A 534-nucleotide genomic window follows, 5' to 3' on the forward strand; every position below is an offset into this window, starting at 1 on the left:
TTTCATTCGGGTATTGGTTACAAAAAACCTATGGATGTTTATCTGAATTATACGCAAAATTATTATCAATTAGCTGCTTAACAATATAATAAAAATAGGAAACGAATTTGATTATTTTTTGTCTTGATTTCTCAGTCCATTATAAATCTAATGGATAAAATGACAAAAAAGAAATAGAACCCGAAAACTCTAGGTCAAAGGGACATCCCTTTGTACCTAAAAGCGTTAGGACTTGAGAAGCCGGTTGAGCTCGGAAATAGAGAGTCCAGTAACTTTAGAGATAAAAGCGATATCAGAACCAGCATTAAGCATATTTCTAGCTACTTCTATAGTTCTCTTAGCTTCCCCAATCTGCATGCCTTTAGCTTCCCCAATCTGCATGCCTTGGACCATACCTTTTTGCACGCCCTCATCAATATATTTATCAGCAATAGTTCTCATAAGTCCCTCTTGATCTTCTTTTTTTAAGTAGCTAGCTATGATCTTAGCAAGCTCCACTTGTTTATCTTCAGATACCTTAGCATCACTATACCA

The 534-nt window shown here is 35.4% G+C and carries 1 pseudogene; it reads right to left on the reverse strand.

The annotated features are described in order from the left end of the window. Nucleotides 1–225: 225 nt before the first annotated feature. A pseudogene (locus tag KYQ89_RS01470) lies at nucleotides 226–534 on the reverse strand (transposase); the annotation flags it as partial.

The sequence above is a fragment of the Rickettsia sp. TH2014 genome (assembly GCF_019249195.1).
GTDB classification, from domain to species: Bacteria; Pseudomonadota; Alphaproteobacteria; order Rickettsiales; family Rickettsiaceae; genus Rickettsia; species Rickettsia felis.